Genomic DNA, 15062 nt, shown 5'->3' with positions numbered 1-15062 from the left:
CGGGCGGCCGCCGGGTCCGGGGCGGGTCGGAAGCGGATCGGAGGTGGGGCGGGGGTGGGTCAGGGCGGGGTCGGGACCCTCCGGACCGGCGCCGGAGCGGCCGGCCCGACGGGCCCCTGGCTCAGCTCGCGCTGGGCACGGGGGTGGTCGGGGTGGTCGGCGGGGCGGCGGGCGGGCTCGCCGGGGTGGTGTCGGTGCCCGCGGAGGGGGTGGTCGACGGGCTCGCGCCGTCCGTCGCGCCGGGCGTGGGCGTCCCGCCGGGCGCCCCGGCGCTCGGGGTGGCGGACGCGCCGCCCGGGGCCGCGGCAGCGGGCTTGCAGCCGTCCTGCTTGGCCATGGCCGCGCCGAGGTCGCCGCGCTGCAGCTTGCCCTGCGCCTGCGTGGACAGCGAGGCCAGCTGCTGGATCTGGTCCGAGATGCTGCGCAGGCCGTCCGCGAACTTCGACTGGTCGGTGTTGGTCACGGCGTCCAGCTTCTTCTGGATGTCCTGATAGCCGTCGGCCGCCTTGGTCAACTCGGCGACGGCGTCCTTCTGCAGGTTCTCGCCGTCCTTCACCTTGGGCACCCCGGCCGCGGTGATGGCCGCCGCGATGTCCTGGTTGGTCTTGGCCAGCCGCCCGATGTCCGCCGAGAGCCGCTTCTGCAGCTCGGTCGGGGTCTCGCCGGTCTTCACCTGGGCGGTGTCGGCGAGCGCGGCCTGTGCCTGGACGATCGGGTCCTTGGCCGAGCCGCAGACGTTCGACGCCCAGGACTCCAGCTGCTTGCCGTTGTCGTCGCCGCCGCAGCCGACGGCACCGAACGCGAGCAGCGCGCCGAGGACGGGTGCGGCCAGCAGTCGCTTGTTCACCGGGAGGAGCCTTTCGGTTTCGGTCGTCTTCGGTCGTCGAACCTACACGGCCGATGTCCGCCGCCCGGCGCCCGGTTCCCGGACCTCGCGTTGCCCCCACCGGGTGCCCGGCCCCGCTCGGGCGCGCTCGACGCGGACCGGGCGGTTCGGGCGGATCGGATCGCCGGACCGGGCCGGGCCGGGCCGCACGACGCACGACACGCGGCACGCCGACCGGCGTGCCGAAGCAGGCCTCGTCGCCCCAGGTGCTCACCGAGGAACTCATCGGCAGCTCGGCCCGGAGGCCCGGAACGCCTTCCTTGCCACGACGGGTCCGATCACCGATCGGATCCGGCCGTGCCGGAAGCAACGAACCGCCAGGTTCACCAACGTGTCAACGGGTCCCGGAGGACTGGCCCGACGCCGGACCACCCCTGGACCACCCGGGGCGCACGAGGCACGCCGGAGGTCGGGCCCTCAGACCGCCACGGACTCGACCGAAACCGGCCAGCTCATCCGGATCAGGCCACCGTCCGTGCCGTTGGTGACCTCCAGGTCCTCGACCAGGCCGGTGATCACCGCGAGGCCGAGGGTGTCCTCGTCCGGGTCCGCCTCCTCGGCGGCGCCGGGGGCCGGGACGGCGGCGGGGCCGGCCTCGTCCTCGACCTCGATGAGGAAACGCTTCTCCTGGTCGGTCAACGCGACCCGGACCGTGCCGCCGATGCCGCCGCGCTGGTGCAGGCCGACCGCGCGGGAGCAGGCCTCACCGACCGCGAGCCGTACCTCGTCGAGCACCGACTCGTCGACCCCGGCCCGTCTCGCGACGGCCGCGGCGACCAGCCGGGCCGTTCGCACGTGCTCCGGAAGCGCGCTGAATCGAAGTTCGACGGTTGCCATCTCTCCCCTTCGGGGTGCTCCGACCGGGGCCGACGATGCGGCCCCTGCGGGCCGGCGGAACCGGCCCCGGGACGGCCGGGAAACACCGGGGCCCGCAGGCCCCGGCACCCCGGACGCGTGGAACGAACGGGCCGGCCTCCACAAGCACGGGCCGGCCCGGCCGCGTCAGTCGGTCGCGTTGACCGCGTCGTCCACCGAGGTGTGGATCGGGAAGACCTTGGTCAGGCCGGTGATGCGGAAAATCTTCAGGATGCGCTCCTGGTTGCAGACCAGGCGCAGCGAGCCCTCGTGGGCACGCACCCGCTTCAGACCGCCCACCAGCACACCGAGGCCGGTCGAGTCGAGGAAGTCAACGCCTTCCATGTCGACGACGAGGTGGTACTTGCCGTCGTTGACGAGCTCGACCAGCTGCTCCCGCAGCTTCGGGGCGGTGTACACATCGATCTCGCCGCCAACCTCGACGACCGTACGATCGCCGACTGAACGGGTCGACAGGGACAGGTCCACGGAACCTCCAGCACCTTGCCTTGCTACGTCATGTGCGATCCTCGGCCGGCCGGCCGCCACCGCATGGTCGCGAGCCCGGGCGCACCCAGCCACACGTGGCAAGCCTCGGCGCTGCGACCCACGGCCATCCGGCCGTCACGGCCACATTCAACCACCTGCGACCATGCCCGCACGATGGCTTACGACGATTCTCCGTCACGCCGGTGACACACTGGGTCCTCATGCCGCCCCGACACAGCCTGCCCGAGGCACTGCTCACGACCCTGTCCACCAGCCGGGGGCGGTCCGACCGGCTCACCCATACGGAGCACCTTCCCGCCCGACCTGCGCGTTATGCGCCGTGGCCCGAGTCGATCCGGCCCGAGATCGTGGACGCCGCGCTCGCCGTCGGCGTGGAGCAGCCCTGGGCGCACCAGGCAGAAGCGATGAAACTGGCCAAAAGCGGTCAGACTGTGGTGATCGCCACAGGCACCGCCTCGGGCAAGTCGCTCGGCTACCTGGCCCCGGTCCTCAGCGACCTGCTGGACGGCACCGAGGCCCGCAACGGCCGCGGCGCCACCGCGCTCTACCTCGCCCCGACCAAGGCGCTCGCCGCCGACCAGCGCCGACGGGCCGCCGAGCTCGCCCCGCCCCGGGTCCGGCCCGCCCTCTACGACGGCGACACCCCGCCCGAGGAACGCGAGTGGGTCCGCCAGTACGCCTCGTACGTGCTCACCAACCCGGACATGCTGCACCGCGGCATCCTGCCCGCCCACGCCCGCTGGGCCTCCTTCCTCAAGGTGCTGCGCTACGTCGTCGTCGACGAGTGCCACAGCTACCGGGGCGTGTTCGGCTCGCACGTCGCCCAGGTGCTCCGGCGGCTGCGCCGCGTCTGCGCCCGATACGGTTCGTCACCCACCTTCCTGCTCGCCTCCGCCACCACCGCCGACCCGGCCGCCACCGCCGAGCGCCTGACCGGTCTGCCCGCCCGGGCGGTCACCGAGGACGCCTCGCCGCGCGGACCGATGGTCTTCGGCCTCTGGGAGCCGCCGCTGACCGAGAACGTCGGCGAACACGGCGCGCCCGTCCGCCGCACTGCCACCGCCGAGGCCGCGCACCTGCTGACCGACCTGGTCGAACGCCAGACCCGCACCGTCGTCTTCGTCCGCTCCCGCCGGGCCGCCGAACTCGTCGCCCTCCAGACCCAGGACCAGCTGGGCCGACCGCTCGCCGACCGGGTGGCCGCCTACCGCGGCGGCTACCTCGCCGACGAACGCCGGGCCCTGGAACGCGCGCTGCACACCGGCCGACTGCTCGGACTCGCCTCCACCTCCGCCCTCGAACTCGGCGTCGACGTCTCCGGCCTCGACGCCGTCCTGATGGCCGGCTACCCCGGCACCCGGGCCTCGCTCTGGCAGCAGGCCGGGCGGGCGGGCCGCGAGGCCCAGGGCGCGCTGGCCGTCCTGATCGCCCGGGACGACCCGCTGGACACCTACCTGGTGCACCACCCCGAGGCGTTGTTCGCGGCGCCCGTCGAAGCCACCGTGCTCGACCCGGACAACCCCCACGTGCTCGCACCGCACCTGTGCGCGGCAGCCGCCGAACTCCCGCTCACCGACGCCGACCTGGAGCTGTTCGGCCCCTCCACCGCACCACTGCTGCCCGTCCTGGAACGACGCGGCCTGCTGCGCCGGCGCAGCGACGGCTCCTGGTACTGGACCCGCCGCGAACGCGCGGCCGACGCCGTCGACCTGCGCGGCAGCGGCGGCAGCCCGGTCCAGATCGTCGAGGCCGACACCGGCCGCCTGCTCGGCACGGTGGACGCCGCGGCCGCCCACACCACCGTCCACACCGGGGCCGTCCACCTGCACCAGGGCCGCACCTTCCTGGTCCGGGAACTCGACCTGGAGAACTCGGTCGCCCTGGTCGATCCGGCCGACCCGCCGTACACCACGGCCGCCCGCGACATCACCTCCATCTCCGTGCTCGACACCGACACCACCGTCGCCTGGGGCGAGGGCCGGCTCAGCTTCGGTTCGGTGGAGGTGGTCAACCAGGTGGTCGGCTACCTCCGGAAGCGGATCTCCACCGGGGAGATCATGGGCGAGAGCAAGCTCGACCTGCCGCCCCGCACGCTGCGCACCCGCGCGGTCTGGTGGTCCGTCACCGAGGACCAGTTGCTGGACGCGGACCTTCCGCTCGACCAGTTGCCCGGCGCCGCCCACGCCGCCGAACACGCCTCGATCGGCCTGCTGCCGCTGTTCGCCACCTGCGACCGCTGGGACATCGGCGGGGTCTCCGTCCCGCTGCACCCCGACACCGAACTGCCCACCGTGTTCGTCTACGACGGCCACCCGGGCGGGGCCGGCTTCGCCGAACGCGGCTTCCAGCGAGCCGTCGAGTGGCTGACGGCCACGCGCGAGGCGATCGCCTCCTGCGAGTGCGAGCACGGCTGCCCGTCCTGCGTCCAGTCGCCCAAGTGCGGCAACGGGAACGAACCGCTGGACAAGGCCGCCGCCGTCCAACTGCTGGACGTCCTGCTGGCCGGCGCCCCCCGGACGGCGGGCTCCGGGGCAGCAGGCTCCGGGGCGGCAAGCCCCTCAGCAGGCCCCTCAGTGGACTCCTCAGCGAGCTCCGAAGCGGACCACGGGACGAACTCCGGGGCGAAGCCCGAGCCGGGCGCGGACGGTGGGCCGCCGACCGGCTCATGAGCCCGCCGCCGACCCGCCGGTCGGCCCGCCGGGGCCGTCCTCGGCGGCGGTGACCGCAGCCCGCACCGGCCCCGCCCGCGCCCTCGCCCGCGCCGGGCCGAGCGGCAGACGCGCCGGCAGCCCACCGACCGCCACCTCGGCCACCACCTCGACGGCGTCCCCCGTCCGGTCCACCGTGCAGGACACCAGGCCGGCGCCCTGCGCGACGGCGATCCCCTCGGCCCGCCCGCACCCGCCGTCCGGGTCCAGCAGCAGCCGATCCGCGGCCGCGAGCGCCGCCAGGTCGGCGGCCGACTCGGCCCGGTGCCGCGCGGCGACCACCGCTCCGACCGCGATCGTCCCGGCGAAGACCGCCGTACCGAGCATCGCCAGGGCGAGCAGCCAGACCGTCGCCGAACCGGCGTCCGGCCCGCGCCCGCCGACGGCGGCCGCCCGGGCGGTACGTGCCCTCGCCCACCGCCGCACCCCCGACCGCACCCCGGTCAAGCCGGCCATGAACCACCACCTCCCGCGGTTCCCGCACCTCCCGTGACCCCCACGAGGGTGTCCTCCCGCGCCGCCACCGCGGTCGCGCCCAGCCGCACCGCGAGCAACCCGCCGAGCCGGCCCGGCGCCCCGCACGACGCGTCCACCTCCACCCGCACCACCTCCGCCGCCATCGCCACCCGCACCTGAGCCCCCGGCGGCGCGGCCGCGCGGGCGAGTTCGGCGGCGTCCGCCTCCCCGCGTGCGGCCGCCCTGGCCCCGACCCGGGCCGCGTCCACACAGCGGATCTGCGCGGCCGCCGCCAGCACGCCCCAGATCAACATCGCCGCGAGCAGGACGAGCGCCGGCAGGGCCACCGCGGTCTCCGCCGTGACGAAGCCCGCATCGCCGCGCCTGCCCGGCCGCAGCGACCAAGCCCGCCCGCCACCGCGTGCCGTCGCCGAGCGGGGGCGGTGCGCGGCGGCGCCGAGGTGCGCGCACCGAATAGCGGCGGAGGGGCAGGACGCGGTGGGGGCCGCCGGGCGGCCCCCGGCAACGCGACGAGACGCGCTCCCCAAAGCCGCCGCACAGGCGGGAGTTCGCGGACGGTCGCTAGGTCGCATGAAGCGCCCGTTCCAGTGAATCGGTCAGCGCCCCCATGATGGTCGCGCTGGTCACCACCTTGTACAGCCCGGCCGCGAGGGCACACGCGGCCAAGGTCCCGACGGCGTATTCCGCCGTGGTCATCCCGGCGTCCGACCGGCCCCGGTTCCGGGCCATCCCGCGCATCCGGCGGGCCACCCAGCGGCTCCTGCGCCGCCACACCCCAGGCGCTTGCCGGGGCGCGAGCCCGCTACCGGGCCTCGTTGCGATCACTGCGGTCATGAACCTCTCCTGTCTCCGAGATACGAAATACCGATGCCGCCGCCGCCGCTGCCCACGGCTCCGCCGTCGATCCGCTTGGCACGGCCCCTCGTTCACCCGCCCTGGGCGAAGCGGCTGGTGAGGCCGATGACGACCGGCACCACGCCGATCAGGACGAAGGCCGGGAGGAAGCAGAGCCCGAGCGGAGCGGTGGCGAGCACCCCCGCCCGGCGGACCCGGACGTGGGCCGCCCGGGCTGCCGCCGTCCGCCGCCCCTGCGCGAGCCCGATCAAGGGCCCGGCCGCCGGAGCCCCGCCGAGGCTCGTCCGGACCAGGCAGCGCGCCAGCGGGGCCAGCGACGGGTGCTGCTCGCCCAGACGGCTCCAGCACAGTTCCGGCGGTGCGCCCAGGGCCAGTTCGGCGCCGATGGCGACCAGCCGGGGCCCCATCGGTGCCCCCACACTCCGGCCGACCGCCGACACCGCTGCCGAGGGTGAGGCCGCCGAACCGAGGCAGGCCGCCAACAGCTCGGCACTCAGCGGGAGTTGACTGGTCAGCAGCTCCTCCTCCAGGGCCGCCCGCCGCTCCGTCGGGGACCGCACCCGGGCCGACCACCGGTGCACACCCGCCGCCAGCAACGCCCCGACGACCACCCCGACGGCACCGCCGAGCAGCACCGCCGCGCCGGCCCCGGCGCCCACCGCCAGGGCCACGGGCCGCCATCGCCCGCCGACACCACCGCCACCACCACCGCCACCAGAAGCCGACGCCTCTGCCCCCACCCCCGCCCCCGGCGACACCCGCGCCAACATCCGGCCGAACGCCCGCCGTTGTCGCACCCACCCGCGCACCAGCACCGCACCGGCCACCACCACCGGCCCCCCGACGATCACCCACCCGACTCCCCGGATCACCCCGACACCACCTCCGTCCGCATCCGCACCCGCGCCCGTACCCGCGAGAGCCCGCAGCTCCCGCCGCCGTCAGTGCCCCGCACCCCGCCAGCCCGCCGGGGCGTCTCCAAGGCACCCTGAGCGCCCTGAGCCGCCGCCCGGACGATGCGCGCCGTCCAGAGCACGCCCAGACCCTCCAGTGCCGCCCCCGCAGCGAGGCACCCCAGCCCGGCGGGCGTGTGCAGCAGGACGCCCACCGGCCGGGCCCCGAGCGCCGCCCCCAGCAGCAGCCCGGCGGCCGGCAGGGCGGCCAGGACGGCGATCGTGGTCCGCGGCCCCGCCAGTTCCCCGGCGATCTCCTCCGCCAGCGCCCGCTCGCCGCGCAGCGCCTCCGCCACCCGGTCCAGCGCGACGGCCAGCCCCGACCCGCCGTCGGACGCGACCTGCCAGCAGGCCGCGATCGCCGAAGCCCCGCTCCCGCCGGGCAGTTCGGCGAGCAGGTGCAGCGCGGCGGGCACGTCCCCGCCGTACCGGCCCGCCGCGAGCCGCGCCACCGGCTCCTCGCCGAGCCTGCGCAGCCCGTCCGGGTCGGCCGCGAGGCGGGCCGTGACCAGGTGCAACGCCTGCTCCGGCGTCGCCCCGCTGCGCAACTCCCCTGCCAGCCCTGCGCAGAGTTCCACCATGGCGGCCGCCCGCCGCCCGGTCTCCACCGCCGCGCGCCGCCGCAGCCGCCACCGCCGCAGCGGCAGTGCGGCCAGCCCGGCGGCGAGCACCGGCAGCGGCGAGGACGTCGCCTGCGCGGCGGCCAACCCCACGGGCAGGAGCAGCAGTTCGGGCACCCGCCAGTCGGACGGTCGCAGCCGAGCACGTCCCGCGGTCGCCGTCGGCGGGCCCGGCACCGGAACAGGCGGGGGCCCGCTGCCGGCCAGCACCAGCCTGTACCGCCGCCCGCCCGGCAGCTGCTCCTGCACCGCACGCCACGCGGCGACGGCCAGCAGGCACAGCACCAATGCCCAACAGAACGAACTCTGATCATCCATCATGTCAGGACCCTCCCGGTCGCCGGTCTTTCCTGCTCCACACCCCGAGCAGCGTCAGGGCGCCCGCCGCACACCCGCCCAGCAGCAGGACGAACGCGAGTTCCACCGCCCATGCACCCGCACCCGCCAACCCGGCCGCTCCCACCAACCCGGCCACCGCCGCCGTCACGTCGGCCCCGCCACGAGCGACACCCCGCGCACCGCCAGCAGCCCGACCAGTCGCTCCCAGCCCGCCCCGGGGACCAGACCGCCCGCCACCGGGAACTCCACCGCCGGGGTGGTGACGGCCAGCCCGTCAGGGCCGGCGGCCAGCGTGTGGATCTCCGCCACCCGGCGGCGCCCCGAGCCCGGCTCCCTCACCAGGTGCACCACCAGGTCGAGCGCAGCCCGGAGTTGACTGTGCAGCGCGGGCCGGTCGAGCCCGGCGAGCGAGCCCAGCGCCTCCAGCCGGACCGGCACGTCCGCCGCCGTGTTGGCGTGCACCGTGCCGCAACCGCCTTCGTGCCCGGTGTTCAGCGCGGCCAGCAGGTCCGACACCTCGGCCCCGCGGACCTCTCCGATCACCAGCCGGTCCGGGCGCATCCGCAGCGCCTGCCGGACGAGGTCCCGCAGCGTGAGCTCACCCAGCCCCTCCTGGTTGGGCGGTCTGCTCTGCAACCGGACCACGTGCGGATGGGCCGGCCGCAGTTCGGCGGAGTCCTCCGCGATGACGATCCGCTCCTCCGGCCCGACCAGGCCGAGCAGGGCCGCGAGCAGCGTGGTCTTGCCCGTGCCCGTCCCGCCGGACACCAGCAGCGACAGCCTGGCCCGCAGGATGCCGGCCAGCAGGCCGGCGCCCTCCGGCGGCAGCGCCCCGCCCGCCACCAGTTCGTCGAGCGTGAACGGCTGGGGCCGGCAGACCCGCAGCGAGATGTGCGTGCAGCCGGCCGCGATCGGCGGCAGCACGGCGTGCAGGCGGGTGCCGTCCGGCAGCCGGGCGTCCACCCAGGGCCGCGCGTCGTCCAGCCGCCGCCCGGCCGCGGTGGCCAGCCGGTGGGCCAGCCGCCGTACCGCCTCGGCGTCGGCGAACCGGATTCCGGTGGCCCGGTGCAGACCGCCGCCACGGTCGACCCACACCTCGTCCGGACCGTTCACCAGGACGTCCGTGACATCGGGCGCCGCCAACAGCCGCTCCAGCGGGCCCGCACCCACCAGTTCGGCGCGCAACGAGCGCACGGTGTCCAGGACTTCGTCCCCGCCGAGCGGCGGCCGGGTGGCCCGCAGCACCGCCGCGACCGACCCCGCCGTCGGGGCGGCACCCGACTCCGCCAGCCGCAGCCGGACCGCGTCCACCAGCTCCGCCGTCCGCTCCTCCCTGGCGGTGCGCCCGTACGGGCAGGGGTGGCGCGGCACTTCGGGCGGGCCGCCGGGCGGCGGCACGCTCCTGAGCGGCCGGTGCTCCCCCGCACTCTCGCCCCGGCTCTTCGGACCGCCCCCCGCCCGCACGGTGGGGCCTGTTCTGCGCAGACGGACCATCAGTACACACCTCCTCCGACCGCCGGCACCGGCGGCAGTACCTCGTCCAGGAAGGTCTCGCAGAAGCGCGCGAGCGGGCCGCCGTCCCGGATTCCGGGCGGGACGCCCTTCTCGACGTCCTCCGCCAGGCCGGGTTCCGGCTCCAACTCCCCCGCGAGCTCCAGCCGCAGTCCGCGGGCGATCCGGTGGGCCGGGAGTCCGGAGGTGCGCGGCGACCGCACCACCGCCCGGACGTCCCCGAGCCGCATCCGGGCGGCCGCCGAGACCCGGTCGGCGGCGGCCACCGCGCGCAGTTCGGCCGGCACCACCAGCAGCGCCAGGTCGGACTGCTCCAGCGCCTGCCCGGCGGCCGCGTCGAGATGGCGCGGCACGTCGACGACGACCAGCCCGCCGCGCCGCCGCGAGGCGGCCAGCACGCTGCGCATGGCCTCCGGCGGCACGGTCAGGGTGTCGCCGCGGTCCCAGGACAGGCAGGAGAGCGCGGAGAGCCGTTTGAGCACCGGTAGCGCCCTGGCCAGTTCGGCCCCGCTGACCCGCCCGCGCGAGCCGGCCAGATCGGGCCAGCGCAGCCCGCGGGCCGCCTCGCCGCCGAGCAGGATGTCGAGGCCGCCGCCCAGCGGATCTCCGTCGATGAGCATCGTCCGCCGCCCCGCTCGCGCGGCCGTGACCGCGAGGGCGCAGGCCAGGGTCGAGGCCCCGGCCCCGCCCCGGCCGCCGAGCACGGCGACGGTGAGCGCCGGGGAGCCGGCGCCCTCGGCCGCGTCGGCGATCCGGTCGAGCAGCCAGGCCTCGGCGTCGGGGAGGAACAGCACGTGCTCGGCGCCGAGTTGGACGGCTCTGACCCACACCCCGGCGTCGTCGAGGTCCAGCCCGAGCAGCAGCACCCCGCCGCGCCGGCCGAGCCCGGCGCACCGAGCGGCCTGGTCGTCCCCGATGAGCACCAGTGAGGCGCCCTCCCAGAGCTCGCGCGGCGGTGGTGCGCCCCGGATCAGCCTCGGTTCGGTGCCGGCGGCCGCGCAGAGCCGCAGCAGGTGCTCGGCCAGGCCCTCGTCCTCGGTGACGACGAGCGGGCCGCTGGCCCCGGGCCCTTCGGTGGTGGCGTGGTCGGCGATAGGCGTCGACATGGCGGGCTCCCCTCTGCGCCGACGGCCGCCAGGGGCGGTCCGGGGCGCACGTCGGACGGTTCCGGCGAACGGCCGCCCGGCAGACCTCGTGGGAGAGAGGGAGGTGAGATCCGCCCGGCGACCGCCGCCGACCATCACGGTGGGGGGAGATCGGGATTCCGTCATCCACGATGCGAATACCTGTGGATAACTCGTGGGCTGTGGAGGAAAACGTTCACCCGGGCGAGGGATTAATCGTCAAAGAATTGACGATCGGGGATCACGGAGGTGAACCGGAAGCCCCTCGCACCCTCGTCGGCCACCCGACGGACCCTCCCGGCCGCCCCCTCGGGCACCCCGCCGCGGCAGCCCTGCCCACCGATCGGAACCAGCCGAGGGGCCACGGGCAGCCATGAGCAAACAGCGACACAGAGTGACGAAAGGTGGTCAGTGGACCAGGGGGTCGACACCCCCCGTACACCGTCGGCGGGGCGGTCGCGGCGCTCTCCGCGAGGGGCCTTCAGGGCCTAAAAATGGCCCCGGACGTGCGACGACCCCCGCCGGGGGGGAGAGCGGGGGTCGTCTATCCACAGCCCGACTCGGGGGGGAGGAGCCGGACCGGGTTAGCACGGTCGCGAACGATCCGTGACTTCCATGGTGTACCCGAGCGGCCAGAAACACAAACCCGCACGCCCACGGGTACACCGAATGGCGGCCTGTTTTGCGGCTCCCTCTATCCTCGGTTCCCGTGGACACCACCGAGAACGCCGACGACCACGCCGACGAGTCCCCGGGCGAGGCCACCGGGCCCGCGCAGACCCGCTCACCCGTTCGCCCCGGGCCGGGCGGGCCGCGCACGGCGGCCTTCTTCGACCTGGACAAGACCATCATCGCCAAGTCGAGCGCGCTGGCCTTCAGCCGCCCGTTCTACCAGGGCGGTCTGATCAACCGTCGGGCCGTACTGCGCAGCGCGTACGCCCAGTTCGTCTTCCTGGTCGGCGGCGCGGACCACGACCAGATGGAGAAGATGCGCGAGTACCTCTCCTCGCTCACCCGGGGCTGGAACGTCCAGCAGGTCCGCGAGATCGTCGCGGAGACGCTGCACAACCTGATCGACCCGATCATCTACGACGAGGCCGCCTCACTGATCGAGCAGCACCACGCGGCCGGTCGGGACGTGGTGATCGTCAGCAGTTCGGGCTCCGAGGTGGTCGAGCCGATCGGCGCGCTGCTCGGCGCGGACCACGTGATCGCCACCCGGCTCAAGGTCGAGGACGGCTGCTACACCGGCGAGATCGAGTACTACGCCTACGCCGAGAACAAGGCCGCCGCCATCCGGGAGTTGGCCGAGTCCGAGGGCTACGACCTGGCCGCGTCCTACGCCTACAGCGACTCCTCCACCGACCTTCCGCTGCTGGAGGCCGTCGGCCACCCGTCGGCGGTCAACCCCGACCGCGCGCTGCGGAAGGAGGCACAGGCCCGGGAGTGGCCGGTGCTGGTCTTCGACCGGCCGGTGGAACTGCGGCGGCGGCTCCCGGAGTTCTCCGCGCCGAGCGGCTCGGTGCTGACGGCCGTGGCGATCGGGACGGCGGCCGTGACCGCCGGGGTCATCTGGTACCTGGCCCACCGGCGCCGCCCGAAGGCCTGAACCGCCCGCCGCAGGCCCCGCAACGCGGGCGACCACGGGCCACCCGCCACAGGACCCGCAACGCAGGCAAATCAGACAATCAGCACAGAGTTCACTTTTCGGGTTCCCCTTTCGCCCGAAACGCGATACAAATGAAGCACGGCCCGCGAGACCCGGTCAGGACCCGAAGAGGTCAAACCGACAACGCAGTTAAGGCCCCACGGACCGCGTGTACAGGTAACCGAGCACCCACATGCAGCCGACCCGCTGTCGGGCCGCTGGACCAGACGAACGGGCAGGATCCCCGTCTGATCAGCACTTCCGGTGCATGCATGGTCACCCGGTATCTGCACCAGCGGCGGCACCAGGCAGGATCAGGTGCCGCCGCATCTTCGTGTCGGAAGCGCCGGAAGTGCCCGCGCCCCCGCCGCGCCCGCGGCCACCGCCCGCTCAGACCATCCCGCGCTGCATCGCCTCGCAGACCGCCGTGCTCTCCCGCACCCCGAGCCGCAGCGCCCGCCCGCAGTGCGCGATCCAGGCCGCCATCCCCTCGGACGTGCCCGCCAGGTAGCCGGCCAGGGCCCGCCGGTAGGCGTCGGTGCCGAGTTCCGCCAGCCCGACCTCGGCCGGGCAGATCGACTTCGGGTCGAGCCCCTCGGCGAGCAGCACGATCCGCTGGGCGGCCCGCGCGATCACGCCGTTGTGCGCACCGAACGGCCGCAGCGCGAGCAGTTCGCCGTGCACCACGGAGGCGACCACCAGGGCCGGCGTCCCCACGCCCTGGCCCTCGGCGCGCGCCACCAGCAGCCGGGAGAGCTGGTCGAGCCGGGCCGCGACCTCCTCGACCCCCGGGGCGGGCGGCAGCACGGGCAGCGGCTCGTCCACCTGGACGACCTCGACGCTCTCCACCGGCTCGAGCCGCAGCGGGAACAGCTCCTCGGCGCCTTCGCCCGCGCGGCGGGGCCGCCCGGCGGACGGCTCGCCGTCGCCGACGGCGAGCAGGTGCAGCCGGGCCAGCACCTGGAGCGGCGAGTGCCGCCAGATGCTGAGCAGCTGGCCGGCCTCGGCGGCGATCCGCAGGGCCGCGCCGACCGTCCGGGCCTCGGGGTCGGCGCTGAAGTCGCTGCGGCGCCGGACCTCCTCCAGCGGCCAGTCGGCCCCGGCCAGCGCCGCCGACGCGCGGGCTCCGCGCAGCGCGGACTCGGAGGTGACCTCGGCCGCGCGGCGGCGCATCACCCGGTGGCCGTAGAGCCGGTCGACGGCCTTGCGGACCTCGGCCACGGCGTCGGGCACCCCGGGGAGCTGGGCCAGCGGGGCGAGGGGATCTGTTCCAGTGCTCACCTACCCGAGAGTAATGAACAGCCGTCCCCTCCCGGAACAGCAACCCCGGATCACCCGTTAGAGGCAATCCTCACTTCCCTCCGCCGAGGAGGCCCAAACCCCGGCTAGCATGGCCACTATCGGAGACGATAACTATTTCCACTTAGGGCGCCTCGGCATGTGCGGCCCCTGAGCAGGTGGCCCCGAGCGCGGGCCCAGAGCGAGAGCCGGAGTCCCAGATGAAGATCGCCTTCGTCGGCAAGGGCGGCAGCGGGAAGACCACGCTGTCCGCACTGTTCATCCGCCATCTGGCCGCCGCGGGCCGGCCGGTCATCGCCGTCGACGCCGACATCAACCAACACCTGGGCCCGGCACTTGGCCTGACGGATGCCCAGGCCGCGGAGCTGCCCTCGCTCGGCGCGCACCTGCCGGAGATCAAGGAGTACCTGCGCGGCAGCAACCCGCTGATCCGCTCGGCCGACGAGATGATCAAGACCACGCCGCCCGGCCGGGGTTCGCGCCTGCTGCGGATCGTCGAGGAGAACCCGGTCTACGCCGCCTGCGCCCGCCCGATCGCCCTGGACGAGGGCTCGGTCCGGCTGTTGGCGACCGGCGCCTTCACCGAGGAGGACCTCGGGGTGGCCTGCTACCACTCCAAGGTCGGCGCGGTGGAACTGCTGCTCAACCACCTGCTGGACGGCCCCGACGAGTACCTGGTCACCGACATGACGGCGGGCTCGGACTCCTTCGCCTCCGGCCTGTTCACCCGCTTCGACCTGACCTTCCTGGTGGCCGAGCCGACCCGCAAGGGCGTCTCCGTCTACCGCCAGTACAAGGACTACGCCCGCGACTTCGGCGTCCGGCTGCGGGTGATCGGCAACAAGGTGCAGGGCCCGGACGACCTGGCGTTCCTGCGCCGGGAGGTCGGCGACGACCTGCTCACCACCTTCGGGCACTCGGACTGGGTGCGCCGTCTGGAGCAGGGCGCCGAGCCTCCGCTGAAGTCGCTGGAGCCGGCCAACCGGGCCGTCCTGGAGGAGCTGCGGGCCGAGGCCGAGGCCGCGTACGGGCAGCGGGACGTGCGCCGCTACACCGAGCAGGCCGTGCTCTTCCACGTGCGCAACGCGGAGAGTTGGGCCAACGCCAAGGTCGGCGTCGACCTCGCGACCCAGGTGGACGAGGCCTTCGTACTGGGCGGGGTCGGCGGCGAGCGGCCCGCCCCGGCGGGTGCGCGCGCCTGACGCCGCCCCGCCCGAACGGGCCGTGGCCCTCCCCCCTTCCCCGGGGAGGGCCACGGCCCGTTCCGCACGTCCGG

Annotated in this window: 14 protein-coding genes; 3 read left to right on the top strand and 11 right to left on the bottom strand. The window is 75.0% G+C overall.

What is annotated here, in order from left to right; genetic code table 11:
- Window positions 1-121: 121 nt before the first annotated feature.
- The 3 genes from ACFVTF_RS02445 to bldG form a co-directional block, all read right to left on the bottom strand.
- Window positions 122-847 (bottom strand): hypothetical protein, encoded by a 726-nt coding sequence (locus ACFVTF_RS02445; protein WP_371518102.1) that lies wholly within the window; start codon window positions 845-847, stop codon window positions 122-124.
- Between the two features lie 456 nt (window positions 848-1303).
- Window positions 1304-1723 (bottom strand): ATP-binding protein, encoded by a 420-nt coding sequence (locus ACFVTF_RS02440; RefSeq protein WP_371518100.1) that lies wholly within the window; start codon window positions 1721-1723, stop codon window positions 1304-1306.
- Window positions 1724-1888: 165 nt separating this feature from the next.
- Entirely contained in the window at window positions 1889-2230 is a 342-nt protein-coding gene (bldG, locus tag ACFVTF_RS02435; RefSeq protein WP_049659132.1) for an anti-sigma factor antagonist BldG, read from the bottom strand.
- A gap of 221 nt (window positions 2231-2451) precedes the next feature.
- On the opposite strand from bldG, the gene ACFVTF_RS02430 reads away from it, so the two are divergent.
- Window positions 2452-4920 carry a DEAD/DEAH box helicase gene (locus ACFVTF_RS02430; protein ID WP_387807965.1) on the top strand — a complete coding sequence of 823 codons (2469 nt, stop codon included), beginning with the start codon at window positions 2452-2454 and terminating at the stop codon, window positions 4918-4920.
- Here ACFVTF_RS02430 and ACFVTF_RS02425 read toward each other — a convergent pair.
- The 7 genes from ACFVTF_RS02425 to ssd form a co-directional block, all read right to left on the bottom strand.
- Entirely contained in the window at window positions 4915-5415 is a 501-nt protein-coding gene (locus ACFVTF_RS02425) for an Rv3654c family TadE-like protein (protein ID WP_387807962.1), read from the bottom strand. The two genes, ACFVTF_RS02430 and ACFVTF_RS02425, sit on opposite strands and share 6 nt — an antisense overlap.
- Window positions 5403-5762, bottom strand: a complete 360-nt coding sequence (locus tag ACFVTF_RS02420; RefSeq protein ID WP_387807959.1) for a TadE family type IV pilus minor pilin — start codon at window positions 5760-5762, stop codon at window positions 5403-5405. Before ACFVTF_RS02420 ends, ACFVTF_RS02425 begins: the two co-directional genes overlap by 13 nt.
- A gap of 235 nt (window positions 5763-5997) precedes the next feature.
- Window positions 5998-6270, bottom strand: coding sequence for a DUF4244 domain-containing protein (locus ACFVTF_RS02415; protein ID WP_387807956.1), 273 nt, complete (start codon window positions 6268-6270; stop codon window positions 5998-6000).
- 92 nt (window positions 6271-6362) lie between these two features.
- Window positions 6363-6962, bottom strand: coding sequence for a type II secretion system F family protein (locus ACFVTF_RS02410; RefSeq protein ID WP_387807953.1), 600 nt, complete (start codon window positions 6960-6962; stop codon window positions 6363-6365).
- 197 nt (window positions 6963-7159) lie between these two features.
- A complete protein-coding gene (locus ACFVTF_RS02405) occupies window positions 7160-8185 on the bottom strand; it encodes a type II secretion system F family protein (protein WP_387807950.1) in 1026 nt (341 codons plus the stop codon).
- Between the two features lie 162 nt (window positions 8186-8347).
- Window positions 8348-9697 carry a TadA family conjugal transfer-associated ATPase gene (locus ACFVTF_RS02400; RefSeq protein WP_387807947.1) on the bottom strand — a complete coding sequence of 450 codons (1350 nt, stop codon included), beginning with the start codon at window positions 9695-9697 and terminating at the stop codon, window positions 8348-8350.
- Window positions 9697-10821: a septum site-determining protein Ssd gene (gene ssd / locus ACFVTF_RS02395; protein WP_387807944.1), complete on the bottom strand. Its 1125-nt coding sequence runs from the start codon at window positions 10819-10821 to the stop codon at window positions 9697-9699. The genes ACFVTF_RS02400 and ssd overlap by 1 nt, the downstream gene beginning before the upstream one ends.
- Before the next feature lie 727 nt (window positions 10822-11548).
- Here ssd and ACFVTF_RS02390 point away from each other — a divergent pair.
- Window positions 11549-12448, top strand: coding sequence for an HAD family hydrolase (locus ACFVTF_RS02390; protein ID WP_387807941.1), 900 nt, complete (start codon window positions 11549-11551; stop codon window positions 12446-12448).
- A gap of 429 nt (window positions 12449-12877) precedes the next feature.
- Here ACFVTF_RS02390 and ACFVTF_RS02385 read toward each other — a convergent pair whose 3' ends face one another.
- Window positions 12878-13768: an oxidoreductase gene (locus tag ACFVTF_RS02385; RefSeq protein ID WP_387807938.1), complete on the bottom strand. Its 891-nt coding sequence runs from the start codon at window positions 13766-13768 to the stop codon at window positions 12878-12880.
- Between the two features lie 218 nt (window positions 13769-13986).
- Here ACFVTF_RS02385 and ACFVTF_RS02380 point away from each other — a divergent pair, with 218 nt between their 5' ends.
- Complete coding sequence (locus ACFVTF_RS02380) at window positions 13987-14988, top strand: ATP-binding protein (protein WP_387807935.1); 1002 nt, start codon at window positions 13987-13989, stop codon at window positions 14986-14988.
- The last annotated feature ends 74 nt before the right edge of the window (window positions 14989-15062 follow it).

The sequence above is a fragment of the Kitasatospora sp. NPDC057940 genome (assembly GCF_042887425.1).
Lineage (GTDB): Bacteria > Actinomycetota > Actinomycetes > Streptomycetales > Streptomycetaceae > Kitasatospora.
This window is presented reverse-complemented; position numbering and strand designations above follow the sequence as displayed.

Coding starts and splice junctions, on each gene's coding strand:
- ssd (WP_387807944.1), bottom strand. CDS start 10,821: ATGTCGACGCCTATCGCCGACCACGCCACCACCGAAGGGCCCGGGGCC.
- ACFVTF_RS02425 (WP_387807962.1), bottom strand. CDS start 5,415: ATGGCCGGCTTGACCGGGGTGCGGTCGGGGGTGCGGCGGTGGGCGAGG.
- ACFVTF_RS02400 (WP_387807947.1), bottom strand. CDS start 9,697: ATGGTCCGTCTGCGCAGAACAGGCCCCACCGTGCGGGCGGGGGGCGGT.
- ACFVTF_RS02380 (WP_387807935.1), top strand. CDS start 13,987: ATGAAGATCGCCTTCGTCGGCAAGGGCGGCAGCGGGAAGACCACGCTG.
- ACFVTF_RS02415 (WP_387807956.1), bottom strand. CDS start 6,270: ATGACCGCAGTGATCGCAACGAGGCCCGGTAGCGGGCTCGCGCCCCGG.
- ACFVTF_RS02440 (WP_371518100.1), bottom strand. CDS start 1,723: ATGGCAACCGTCGAACTTCGATTCAGCGCGCTTCCGGAGCACGTGCGA.
- ACFVTF_RS02430 (WP_387807965.1), top strand. CDS start 2,452: ATGCCGCCCCGACACAGCCTGCCCGAGGCACTGCTCACGACCCTGTCC.
- ACFVTF_RS02405 (WP_387807950.1), bottom strand. CDS start 8,185: ATGATGGATGATCAGAGTTCGTTCTGTTGGGCATTGGTGCTGTGCCTG.